The sequence below is a fragment of the Streptomyces sp. NPDC090798 genome, assembly GCF_044768965.1.
In the GTDB taxonomy this organism is placed as follows: domain Bacteria; phylum Actinomycetota; class Actinomycetes; order Streptomycetales; family Streptomycetaceae; genus Streptomyces.
Genome location: NZ_JBIVXA010000013.1, coordinates 1 through 11094 on the forward strand (window position 1 = coordinate 1; position 11094 = coordinate 11094).

General features: G+C 70.0%; 12 protein-coding genes and 2 pseudogenes. 6 read left to right on the forward strand and 8 right to left on the reverse strand.

Annotated elements, in window-relative coordinates:
- The first annotated feature begins 206 nt into the window (after positions 1-206).
- Positions 207-1709, forward strand: coding sequence for a glycosyl hydrolase family 28-related protein (locus ACIQTP_RS26975; RefSeq protein WP_403404634.1), 1503 nt, complete (start codon positions 207-209; stop codon positions 1707-1709).
- Positions 1710-1792: 83 nt separating this feature from the next.
- Here ACIQTP_RS26975 and ACIQTP_RS26980 read toward each other — a convergent pair whose 3' ends face one another.
- Positions 1793-2050, reverse strand: coding sequence for a hypothetical protein (locus ACIQTP_RS26980; RefSeq protein WP_403404164.1), 258 nt, complete (start codon positions 2048-2050; stop codon positions 1793-1795).
- Between the two features lie 187 nt (positions 2051-2237).
- Positions 2238-3038 (reverse strand): AraC family transcriptional regulator, encoded by an 801-nt coding sequence (locus tag ACIQTP_RS26985; RefSeq protein ID WP_403404167.1) that lies wholly within the window; start codon positions 3036-3038, stop codon positions 2238-2240.
- Here ACIQTP_RS26985 and ACIQTP_RS26990 point away from each other — a divergent pair.
- The gene (locus ACIQTP_RS26990; RefSeq protein ID WP_403404170.1) at positions 3037-3513 is read left to right on the forward strand and encodes a DUF2000 family protein; all 477 of its coding nucleotides are present in this window, start codon (positions 3037-3039) and stop codon (positions 3511-3513) included. The two genes, ACIQTP_RS26985 and ACIQTP_RS26990, sit on opposite strands and share 2 nt — an antisense overlap.
- A gap of 174 nt (positions 3514-3687) precedes the next feature.
- Here the strand turns inward: ACIQTP_RS26990 and ACIQTP_RS26995 are convergent, their stop codons facing one another.
- Positions 3688-4941 (reverse strand): MDR family MFS transporter, encoded by a 1254-nt coding sequence (locus ACIQTP_RS26995; protein WP_403404173.1) that lies wholly within the window; start codon positions 4939-4941, stop codon positions 3688-3690.
- A 152-nt stretch (positions 4942-5093) separates the two neighbouring features.
- On the opposite strand from ACIQTP_RS26995, the gene ACIQTP_RS27000 reads away from it, so the two are divergent.
- Positions 5094-5855: a phosphoglyceromutase gene (locus ACIQTP_RS27000; protein WP_402044890.1), complete on the forward strand. Its 762-nt coding sequence runs from the start codon at positions 5094-5096 to the stop codon at positions 5853-5855.
- Between the two features lie 100 nt (positions 5856-5955).
- On the opposite strand, the pseudogene ACIQTP_RS27005 reads toward ACIQTP_RS27000, so the two are convergent.
- Positions 5956-6262, reverse strand: a pseudogene (locus ACIQTP_RS27005) (tyrosine-type recombinase/integrase); the annotation flags it as partial.
- Between the two features lie 573 nt (positions 6263-6835).
- Here ACIQTP_RS27005 and ACIQTP_RS27010 point away from each other — a divergent pair.
- Together ACIQTP_RS27010 and ACIQTP_RS27015 are read left to right on the forward strand one after the other, a co-directional pair.
- A complete protein-coding gene (locus tag ACIQTP_RS27010) occupies positions 6836-7504 on the forward strand; it encodes an HAD family hydrolase (protein ID WP_403404176.1) in 669 nt (222 codons plus the stop codon).
- Positions 7505-7511: 7 nt separating this feature from the next.
- Positions 7512-7787: pseudogene (locus tag ACIQTP_RS27015) on the forward strand (transposase family protein); the annotation flags it as partial.
- A 112-nt stretch (positions 7788-7899) separates the two neighbouring features.
- On the opposite strand, the gene ACIQTP_RS27020 reads toward ACIQTP_RS27015, so the two are convergent.
- Both ACIQTP_RS27020 and ACIQTP_RS27025 read right to left on the reverse strand, forming a co-directional pair.
- The gene (locus ACIQTP_RS27020; RefSeq protein WP_402044881.1) at positions 7900-8286 is read right to left on the reverse strand and encodes a VOC family protein; all 387 of its coding nucleotides are present in this window, start codon (positions 8284-8286) and stop codon (positions 7900-7902) included.
- 259 nt (positions 8287-8545) lie between these two features.
- Entirely contained in the window at positions 8546-8689 is a 144-nt protein-coding gene (locus ACIQTP_RS27025; protein ID WP_403404179.1) for a hypothetical protein, read from the reverse strand.
- An 814-nt stretch (positions 8690-9503) separates the two neighbouring features.
- Between ACIQTP_RS27025 and ACIQTP_RS27030 the strand changes: the two genes are divergently transcribed.
- Positions 9504-9776 (forward strand): hypothetical protein, encoded by a 273-nt coding sequence (locus tag ACIQTP_RS27030; protein WP_403404182.1) that lies wholly within the window; start codon positions 9504-9506, stop codon positions 9774-9776.
- Between the two features lie 160 nt (positions 9777-9936).
- On the opposite strand, the gene ACIQTP_RS27035 is transcribed toward ACIQTP_RS27030, so the two are convergent.
- Together ACIQTP_RS27035 and phoU are read right to left on the reverse strand one after the other, a co-directional pair.
- Complete coding sequence (locus tag ACIQTP_RS27035; RefSeq protein WP_167552125.1) at positions 9937-10089, reverse strand: hypothetical protein; 153 nt, start codon at positions 10087-10089, stop codon at positions 9937-9939.
- A gap of 188 nt (positions 10090-10277) precedes the next feature.
- On the reverse strand, positions 10278-10967 hold the full coding sequence (gene phoU, locus ACIQTP_RS27040) for a phosphate signaling complex protein PhoU (protein ID WP_403404185.1): 690 nt from the start codon (positions 10965-10967) through the stop codon (positions 10278-10280).
- Between the last annotated feature and the right edge of the window lie 127 nt (positions 10968-11094).

The window sequence follows — 11094 nt, forward strand, 5'->3', positions numbered from 1 at the left end:
CGGTCGTTCCACTCACCCCCCCGCGGGTCGCCGCCAGTCAGCGTGGCAGCCGCGCTCCCGACCCGCGGGGCGCGCCCCGCCCCCCCCCGCGCCCCCCCCCCCCCCCCGCCACACCATCGCGGACAGGCTCCGCGCGACCGCAAGGCGGGGGTCAAGTCCCCGCCCTCTGGCGGGAGTTCACCCACACCCCCTTCACCCACCCGCAGATCCCGTACGTCGGCAGGGCCGGCTACCGGGGCGGGGCGGCACGCTTCCCCCGCCGCCCCGTCGTGGCCGACGTCCGCGCCTACGGCGCCGTCGCGGACGACGGCACCACGGACTGCGCGCCCGCGATCAACCGTGCCATCGCCGCTGCCGGAAGGGCCGGCGGTGGCACGGTGCTCATCCCGCCCGGCACCTTCCGCATCGACGGCCTGATCCGCATCGGCCACTCGAACGTCGTGCTGCGCGGCGCCGGCAGCGACCGTACGAAGCTGTACGCGACCAAGAACCTCACCGAGCTGATCGGCGCCTACGGCTCCCGCTACGGCGGCGACAAGTCGTCCTGGTCCTGGGCGGGCGGCCTCATCTGGCTCGCGCCCACGGCCCGTTGGGACTCCCTGGTGGCCGCCATCAAGGACAAGGCCTGGCCCTTCGAGGGCTGGACCGGCAACAAGCGCGACGAGTGGGAGACCCTGACGACCGTCGCCCCCGCCACCCGCGGCTCCTGGTCGGTGACGGTCGCCGACCCCGGCCCGCTGAAGCCGGGCCGGCTCGTCGTCCTGCGGCTCGCCGACGACGCCGGCCACACCCTCCTGGAGCACATGGCGGGCGGCGGCCCGGGTCCCGAGGCGTACTACTGGGACGACAAGACCAAGCTCACGAGTTACGTCCCCTACGAGTGGCCCGTACGCATCGCGCGTGTGCGGGGCACAAAGGTCACCCTGGAGCGCCCGCTGCCGCTCGACGTACGCCCCGAGTGGGACCCGCGTCTGACCACCCACGTCGAGCCGCTGACCGGCTCCGGCGTCGAAGGCCTCACCCTGGAGGCCGTCGAGACGCCCCAGTCCCCGCACCTCCTCGACAAGGGCTACAACGGGGTCGTCCTCCAGTGCGCGTACGACTGCTGGGTCGACGACGTGACGGTCCGCCACGTCGACAACGGCTTCGGTCTGGTCGCGGCCTCCGCCTGCACCCTGCGCCGCACCCGTGTGGCGGGCCGCGGCTCGCACCACCCGTACTTCTGCCGCGAGGGCTCGCACGACAACCTCGTCGAGGACTTCACCATCGAGCAGCGCACGGTCCCGGCCCCGCCGAACACCCAGCTCCACGGCATCAACGTGGAAGGCCTCTCCTCCTACAACGTCTGGTCGCGCGGCGACCTCCGGATGGGCACCTTCGACTCCCACCGGGGCCTGCCCTTCGCCAACGTCCGCACCGACATCACCGTCGACAACAACGGCCGCCACGGCGGCGACGCGAGCGCCGGTCCGCTCTTCGGCGCCCGTTTCACCCACTGGAACATACGGGTCACGAACGGCCGCGCGGGGTTGATGAAGATCGACGGTCTGGCGCCCTACTCCGCCACCGTCGGCCTCAACGAGGTGACCGAGTTCGACCAGATCGACGTCCCCGACTTCACCGGCGACCTGCACTCCCGGCTGGAGCTGTACGGCACCACGGACGTCGTGCGCCCACGCAATCTGTACGAGGCCCAGCGGGACCTCTGATTCAGCCGAGCGTGTCGTACCCGACGAACGTGTCGTACCCGACGAAGGTGAACATCCGCTCCCCGGACGGCAGCGGCCGGGGCTCACCGGCGTACCGGTGGGCCCCGACGCCGAATCCGAGCGCGCTCGTCGGTGAGATTGCCGAGGACACCGCAGAGCAGGACGAGGTCGGCCGGGGCGAGGTCCTGGTGGTGATCGGTCGACGCGGCGTCCCCGACGACGACCTCGACCCCCGACAGCCCGGCGGCCCCGGCCGCGCGCACCGCCATCTCGGCGTTGCGCCCGTCCAGCTCGACGAGCCGCGCGCGGACATCGCCCCGGCGTGGGTGCCCGGCGAGCACGCCGATCAGGTCGCGGCCCTGCCCGGCGCGGACGCTGACGACAGTGAGGGGTCCGGGCGGAGCCTCGTCGAGGCCGAGCCGGACGCGTTCCTGGACGAGGGCCAGTCGCCGGCCGAGGTAGGAGTCGGGAGTGTCGTACGCGTCGTGCCACGTATGCCAGTCCGTGCGCGGAGCGTACCGACGGGGTTCACTCCGGCCCCGAGCGCGCGTAGCGCCCCGGAGTCACCCCGACCAACTTCTTGAAGTGCCGGGTGAGATGGGACTGGTCGTAGAAGCCGGTCGCCGACGCCACCTCGCCCGGCGGCCGGCCGTCGAGGAGGAGACGGCGGGCCCGGTCGACACGGCGGGACATCAGGTACTGGTGGGGTGCGATGCCGTAGGCGCCGCTGAACGCCCGTACCAGATGGGCGGGATGGGCGTGCACGAGCCGCGCGGCCTCGTCGAGGCCGATGCCCTGGGTGAGGCGTCCGTCGAGGAGTTCGCGCAGGGTGCGGGCGAGCGCGGGGGAGTTGCCCGGGGTGGCGGCGGGAGTGCTGGGCCGCAGATGCGTGCGCAGCCGCTCGGCGATGAGCGTCAGTCTGCTCTCGGCCTCCAGTTCGTCACCGGGGTGACCGAGCGCGGTGTGCAACTGGCCGACGCGCAGCCGCAGCACGGGGTCACGCAGGTCGGGCCCGTCCACCGCGGACCCGATGAGGTCCTCGCCCAGATGCGTGCCGTCGAGATAGACGACGCGCTTGCGGAAGCCGTGCGCGGTGACCGGGGAGCCGTTGTGCGGGACGTGCGGCGGCAGCAGGGACACCGTGTCGTGCGGGGTGCCGTGCTCGTGCCGGTCCAGGTCGTACCGTACGGCCCCGTCGTCGACGATGAGCAGCGTCCAGGCCTCGTGCACGTGCATCGGATAGGCGTACTCGGTGAAGTGGGCATGGAAGACCTCCCTGACACCCGGAACGCGCGGGCGCCAGGCGGAGACCTCCGGCTGAGCGACCATGCAAAGAACGTACAAGACGGCGTCGTACGACGGTCGGCAGTCTCGACGTATGAACAGTGAACCGATCCGCTTCGACACGAAGATCACCGTCCTGTTGCGGGACGACCTTGAGCCCTGGCAACGCCTGAACGTCACGTCCTTCCTGGTCAGCGGCCTGGGCACGCAGGTCCCCGAGGTGATCGGGGAGCCGTACGAGGATGCGGACGGGGTGTCGTATCTGCCGATGTTCCGGCAGCCCGTGCTGGTCTTCGAGGGGACGAAGGAGGTCCTCGTGGCGGCACATGGCAGGGCCCTCAGCCGTGCGCTGCCCCGGGCCGTCTTCACGTCGGATCTCTTCAGCACCGGCAACGACCGGGACAACCGGGCGGCGGTGCGGGCTGTCGCCACGGCTGGGCTGGATGTGGTGGGGCTGGCTGTGTACGGGCCTCGCAACGCGGTGGACAAGGTGGTGAAGGGGGCGCGGATGCATCCGTGAGGTCGGCGGCGGCGCTTTTTTGGGGAGCCCTTGCGCTTGAAGGAGGCCCGCAGCCGCCGGGCGTCGTAGGTCTTTCCCTGGGCTGCCAGGGCGGCGGCCAGGAAACGGGTGACGTTGGTGTGCGGACGGCTGTCGACTCCGAAGGCCCCGGGGCCCGCGACAGGCGTCCGGGCGTCAGGCCGCGCTGACCTCGGGCTCGGCGACTGCCGGGCCGGCCTGCACCGCCGGTTCCTCCGTGGGCAGCCGCCGCATCAGCAGGCCGTACCCGAGCCCGGCCACCGTGCCCACCAGCGCGCACAGCCCCCACAGCCACTCGGCCCCGAACCGGTCGATGACCACGCCGGACATCAGGGGAGCGATCAGCGCGGCGAGTGACCAGGAGAGGGTGTACATGCCCTGGTAGCGGCCCCGGCCGTGGGTCGGAGAGAGCTGGATGACCAGGCCCGTCTGGGTGGGCGCGTTGACGATCTCGGCCAGGGTCCACACGCACACGGTGAGTGCGAAGACGCCGACCGACCCGGCGAAGGCGGTGAGCCCGAAGCCGTACCCGGCGAGCACCGAGGAGATCACGAGCAGCCGGCGCGGGTCCCGGTGCTGGATGAAACGGGTGACCGGGATCTGCAGCGCGACGATGAGGACGCCGTTGACGGCGATCGCCATGCCGTAGTCGGCCGGGGTGTAGCCCGCCTCGCCCATCGCGACGGGCAGTCCCACGGAGCCCTGCTGGAAGACCAGGGCGACGAGGAAGGACAGCCCTACGACGCTCATGAAGCGCCGGTCGCGCAGCACGGTCCCGAGGCCGACGTCGTCCGTGGACTCCTTGGCCGACTGGACCGGCCGGGACTCCGGCAGCTTCGCGAAGACGAGGAGCGCGCAGGCCAGGGTCATGCCGGCCTCGATGAGGAAGCCCGCGAGGTAGCTGAACTCGGCGATGAAACCGGCGGCCATGGAGGAGACGGCGAAGCCGAGGTTGATCGCCCAGTAGTTGAGGGAGAACGCCCGGACGCGGTCCTCGGGCCGCACGATGTCGGCCATCATCGCCTGGACGGCGGGCCGGGAGGCGTTGCTGGCCATCCCGACCAGGAAGGCGACCGCGGCGATGGTCACCGGGTCGTGCATGAAGCCGAGCAGAGCGACGGAGGCGGCCGTCGAGGTCTGTGCGACGAGCAGCGTGGGCCGGCGCCCGAGCCGGTCGGTCATCACGCCCGCGCCGAGCGAGGAGACGACACCGCCGAGGCCGTGCAGGGACGCCACGAGACCCGCGTACGAGGCGGAGTAGCCACGGTCGAGCGTCAGGTACAAAGCCATGAAAGTAGCGACAAAAGCCCCAAGTCGGTTGACCAGGGTGCTGGTCCACAGCCACCAGAACTCGCGGGGGAGCCCCGAGACGGTCTCTCGGGCGGCGCGTCGCATGACGGCGAGTGGCATCGGTCGTCCCCCACGGATGTAAGCGGCTCATGTACTGATGGCAACTTACGAGCGGGAGGTTTCCGGGAGCCACTCAATTAGCAGATGCCGTCAACTGTCCGCCTTCCGGGCAGGGGCGCGAGGGGACGAAGGCTTCCATTACGCTCGGACGTATGGCCGACGCACCGTACAAGCTGATCCTCCTCCGCCACGGCGAGAGCGAATGGAACGCGAAGAACCTGTTCACCGGATGGGTGGACGTCAATCTCAACGAGAAGGGCGAGAAGGAGGCAGTCCGCGGCGGTGAGCTGCTGAAGGACGCCGGCCTGCTGCCCGACGTCGTGCACACCTCGCTCCAGAAGCGCGCGATCCGCACCGCCCAGCTCGCGCTGGAGGCCGCCGACCGCCACTGGATCCCCGTCCACCGCTCCTGGCGCCTGAACGAGCGGCACTACGGCGCGCTCCAGGGCAAGGACAAGGCCCAGACCCTCGCCGAGTTCGGCGAGGAGCAGTTCATGCTGTGGCGCCGCTCGTACGACACCCCGCCGCCGCCGATCGCCGACGACAGCGAGTTCTCGCAGGCGAACGACCCGCGCTACGCGTCGATCCCGCCGGAGCTGCGCCCCCGCACGGAGTGCCTGAAGGACGTCGTCTTCCGCATGCTGCCGTACTGGTACGACAACATCGTCCCCGACCTCCTCACCGGCCGCACGGTCCTGGTCGCCGCCCACGGCAACTCGCTGCGCGCCCTCGTCAAGCACCTCGACGGCATCTCCGACGCCGACATCGCGGGCCTGAACATCCCGACCGGCATCCCGCTCGCCTACGAGCTCGACGCCGACTTCAAGCCGCTCAACCCCGGCGGCACGTACCTCGACCCGGAGGCGGCCGCGGCCGCGATCGAGGCGGTCAAGAACCAGGGCAAGAAGAAGTAACGCGACGCCGAAAGGCCCCCGACCTGCTGTTTCGTGGCAGGGCGGGGGCCTTTTGCTGGGGCTGGGCCGTCTCTGGGCCGTCAGGTGCTCGGTCGGGCCGTCAGGGGTGCCGACGCGAGCGGCGGAATCGGATGTACACACGCAGCGTCAGCCCGGGGTCCGAGTGGCCGAGGTACTCGGCTAGAGCCTTGATGTTCTCCCCAGCGTCCAGGAGCACCGAGGCGTAGAAGTGGCGGAGGGCATGCATGCCGTTCTCGCGGGACTCGGCGTGCGACTCGCCAGGCTTCCGCTCGGGGATCACGCCGGCCGAGGCCAGCGCCCGCTTCCACGCCTCCTCGTTGAGCGACGTCCGCCACGTGACCACCGCGCGGTCCGGTGAAGATCAGCCGCTTGGTCACCGGCACGCCGAGGAGTGCGGCGACCTCCGAAGGAGTTCAGGTACCGCGTGGGCAGGGTGCGCGATGTATCGGCGACCTGTGCCACGGCGAGGCGGCTGTCGCGGCGGTGAGAACGCCTCAAGCAGCGGATACTTGTAAGTCGGGGTACGTGTGGCGGGAGGCGACAGCCAGTGACCTGGTCTGCGTAACTCCCGGCACCCGCGCCCAAACCAAGGACGACAACGCCCACGCCAAGAGCCGAGTGGCGAGCTAGGTTGCAGGTTCGAATCCCTGCCGAGTGCAAACAGACAAGAGGCCCCGGAGAGATCCGGAGCCTCTTGCGTTTTCCCGGCGGGCGGAGGGGGGCCGTGCTCGCAAGCCCGGTGGGAGGCTGCTCCTCTTCGTGAGTGAGGATCCGGGGCGGACACCGCCGGGCCCTGTCTGGGCCCTCCGAGGAGGACCAACGACGACAGGCAACGGCCACCAACGACCGCCCGACCGCAGTTCAGTTGGGGCGTGCACCTCTCTGACCAGCGGCGAAATACGGGCCCGCTAAGGACCGTCCCATGAATGATCTTCAGGTCCTCCTGGCATGATCACAGCGTGACCAGTGAGCGTATGCAGCCCGGCCCCAGGAAGTGCGTCCTCTTCGACGTCGACGGCACATTGATCGACGCCGTGGACAATCAGCGCGGGGTCTGGGCAAGGTGGGCGGGGCGATACGGACTGGATGCGACTGAGGTCTATCGGGTGGCCCTGCGGACGCGGCCGATGGAGACCTTCGCGAAGGTGGCTCCGGACCAGGATCCAAGGGAGTGCCTGGCTGCACTGCACGAACTGGAGGACGAGGACGTCCGGTCCGGCGTCTACGCGGCGTTCGACGGCGCGTCGCGGCTGCTGGACAACCTGCCGTCGGGGGCGTGGGCGCTCGTGACCTCCAACTACGAGCACCGGGTGCGCGGGCGATTTGCTCGTACGGGCCTGCCGGTCCCGCGCGTCATCGTGGACGCCGCCGCAGTGGAAGAAGGCAAACCCTCGCCCGTGCCCTACCTGTTGGCCGCCGATCAGCTCGGTGTCCGGCCCGAGAACTGCCTGGTCATTGAGGATGCCCCCTCCGGAGTCGAAGCAGGGCTGCGGGCCGGCATGACGGTGTGGGGCGTCAACACCCCGGCTGCGGTGACCGGCGTGCACCGTCACTTCGCGAGCTTGCGCGAAGCGGTCCCCGACATCCTCGCCTACGCCCGGCTGGAGGGATCAGCCGAAATGGGATGATCACGGTGTGGCTGGTGTGATCACGGCGTCGTCCTGGATAGCCCCGTTCACCGGGCTCAACCCGCGCCAGTTCGCCAAGCTGGTGACCGTGCTGCGGCGCGCGGGCGCAGACGCGGTTCGTAGGGGGCGGCCGTGGAGCCTGTCCCTGGAAGACCGGGCGCTGCTGGTCGCGGCGTACTGGCGGACCAACTTGACGATGCGCCAGCTCGCCCCCTTGTTCGGGGTGTCGAAGTCGGCCGCCGGCCGCATCATCGACGACCTGGGGCCGAAGCTCGCGCTGCGTGATCCGTGAGTGACGGCGACCCTGACGGCAACGACGGCACACAGAGACCGATGATCACCACGGTTGGAAGTCAGTCCAGGGGAGGGCCGACCACCCTCCCAACAAGCTGGTATCAGTCCTCGCCGCTGCCGTACGGCCTGGTCAGAATCTCCAGGTTGTGTCCGTTGGGGTCGTCGAAGTACGCCCCGCGGCCGCCATCGTTGTGGTTGATCTCGCCGGGGTGGTGGTGATGCGGGTCCGCCCAGTAGGTCAGGCCCGCCTCGCGGATACGGGCGAAGATCGCGTCGAAGTCGTCCTCGGAGACGAGGAACGCATAGTGCTGTGGGCTGATCGACTCGGCCGTGTCCATGTAGTCCAACGTCACGCCGTTCGGCATCTGCACCGGGACGAACGGACCGTACTGCGGTGCCACCTCCAAACCCAGCAGATCCGCGAGGAACCGTGCGGACGCCAACTTGCCGTGCGCGGCGACGATCGTGTGGTTGAGTTCGACTGCCATCGGTCGGCTTCCTTCCCCCTGGGTGCCAGAACCACTTTCCACGCTAGCAACCACCCGGGCCGACGCCATCCGTCTCTGGTCCCGTCCAGCTCCGACCTACGACCGAGACCGAGACCGAGAACCAGGGGAACGAGGACCCTTCCTGGCCCCCCTGGTCCGCCCCCTCACAGAGGCCGTCATTGGTCGACGTTGGCCGCCGCCGGCCCACACGTCTTCCAGCTGTATCGGCGGGGCCTGACCTGACCGGCCGTGACTGGTCCTACACGGCCGAGGACTGCGCCACGGCCACGATGAGGGTCAGGATCTGGGCCATGAGGAGTAGGACGGCCACCCGGTAGGCCAGGGACCGTCTGCCCAGCGCTTCGCTGTTCCGGCGTTGGGCGTCCACCATCGCGGCGGTCATGTTCACCTTCGCGTCCCTCGTGTCAGAACCGTCGCGCCACATCTCCATGATGATCCGAGCCGATGGACCGTGCAGCCATTGCCGCGTCGGAAGCAGGATGACGAAGGCGCAGCACCCGAGAGACAGGAGGACTCCGAACAGGGCCCAGGGCGCCCACACGGGCAGGAGTCTGCCCTGCGCCGGGTCTGTATTGACCAACCCCAGCCCGGCCGAGAAGGACGTCACAAGTGCTGCGACGCTGAGGATTCCTGACGCCCGGGTTCTGAGGCTTTCGAAAGCGCTGGTCTGACTCGCCAGTTTGGCCGTGGCCGCCTCGTAAGCCAGATCAATGAGCTCCTCCCCTCCCGCACGGTGACGTCGCCACGTGTCAGGCGGCGGGGTCTGAGGAGGAGGCGGCCCGCCCTCCGCGGGCATGGGCGGTAAAGGTGCAGGTCGTTCTTCGCGACGTGGTTCCCCCGTGTGCTGCCAGTCCGGGTCTGCCATCGTCCGCTCCTTCGGGCTCCGACCTCGACCCTAGAGCGGGTCCCAAGGGGCAACCACTGGGATTGCTCCATGTCCTCCTCCACCGGAGGGAGCGGTACGCGAGCGGGCGGGCTACCGGCTCCTCCAGGAGGAATGAGTCGGCGAGGAGTGTGCCGCCGTCGGGGCCGCAGTGCGCGTGGCGGCTGGTTGTTCTAGCGTCGAACAGAGGAGGGGCAGTCCTGCCGAGCGGTCGGGCGCGGGGCCCGAGGCCACGGTCGTACACGGGCGCGTCCGCTGCTCGGCGCCTTGAATCCGCGCATCCCCGACCAGCCCCGGAGAGTAGGTGCCTCATATGCGCACGGCGGCCCGTATCACCGGTGTCCTCACCGGTTTGACCCTCGCACTCGGCGGCGTGGCCTTCGTTGCCCCCGCCGCCCACGCGGACATCCCGGCCTGCACGAACATGGTCCAACAAACGGGCGTCCAGGTCTCGGACGCCGTCAGAATGGCGTGCAACCAAGGCGTGCACGGTGACCTGCGGGGCTGTGTGAGCGCCCTGACCCAGGCCGGCACGCCGGGCGGCGCCGCGAACGGTGCCTGCCGACTGGCGGCCAACCCCCCGTGACGGCCGCCGCCGGCATACACGTGTCGGCCGTCGATCGTTGCTCTGGTCGAAGCTCGAACCGATCAGCGTGGGCCGGCGACCGCATGCGGAAGGGGCCCCGTCGTGGTGCCAGAAGGGGCCCCGTCGTGGTGACGGGGCCCCTCTGGGTGGAGCTACGTGATCAGCCGCACTGGCACGGATTGCCCGACTGGCAGCCGCAGCCGCAGCCGGAGCCGCAGCCGCAGGCGCCGAACAGCGGGAGGCTTTTGATGTCGGCGGGCTGGTCGGTGTCGCGGTCCAGGGTCGGGTCGGGCGTGGCGGGAGAATCGGCCATGGTGTCCTCCTGAATGAGGCCTCAATGAGGCATCGAGGCCGGGTGCCTACGCCTATACGCCTGTACGCCTAGGCGAGGCGCGGGTGCCTACCCCCATTGCATGCCCGCTCCACTGGGCGCATCAACGGCGCACTGAGGCTCGCCCGCGCCCCCGGAGTGAGACGGCAGCCCCCGGGTACTCCCGGACCTCAGACGCCCTCTGCCCCCGTGACCGGCTGGATGTCGGGCTGGAGCTCGTCCGCGTGCTCACCCGTCACCAGGTAGACCACACGCTTGGCCACCGACACCGCGTGGTCGGCGAAGCGCTCGTAGTAACGGCCCAGCAGGGTGACGTCGACGGCGGTCTCGATGCCGTGCTTCCAGCGGTCGTCCAGCAGGTGCTGGAAGAGCGTGCGGTGCAGCAGGTCCATCTCGTCGTCGTCCTGCTCCAGCTGGAGCGCCAGGTCGACGTCCTTCGTGATGATCACCTCGGCCGCCTTCGCCATCAGGCGCTGCGCGAGCTGGCCCATCTCCAGGATCGTGGCGTGCAGGTCGTGCGGGATCGCCCGCTCGGGGAAGCGCAGCCGGGCCAGCTTCGCCACGTGCTGGGCCAGGTCGCCGGAGCGCTCCAGGTCGGCGGACATGCGGAGCGAGGTGACGACGATACGCAGGTCCGTCGCCACCGGCTGCTGGCGCGCCAGCAGGGCTATCGCGCGGGCTTCGAGCTCGTGCTGGAGATCGTCGACCCTCTGGTCGGCCGCGATCACGCTCTCGGCCAGCTTCAGGTCGGCGTCGAGGATGGCCGTCGTGGCGCGCCCGATCGCCGACCCGACGAGCCGGGCCATCTCGACCAGGCCGTCGCCGATCGAGTCAAGTTCCTCGTGGTACGCGTCACGCATCTGGTTTGTCCCTCTCTTACGTCACCTTGGGGCCCGGGGCCGGGCTGCCCTGACCGCCGGACGGACCGCCGGACGGGCCCCGTGAACCCCACGCTCCCACGTTCCGGCCCGTACGCGTCCGTTTCCG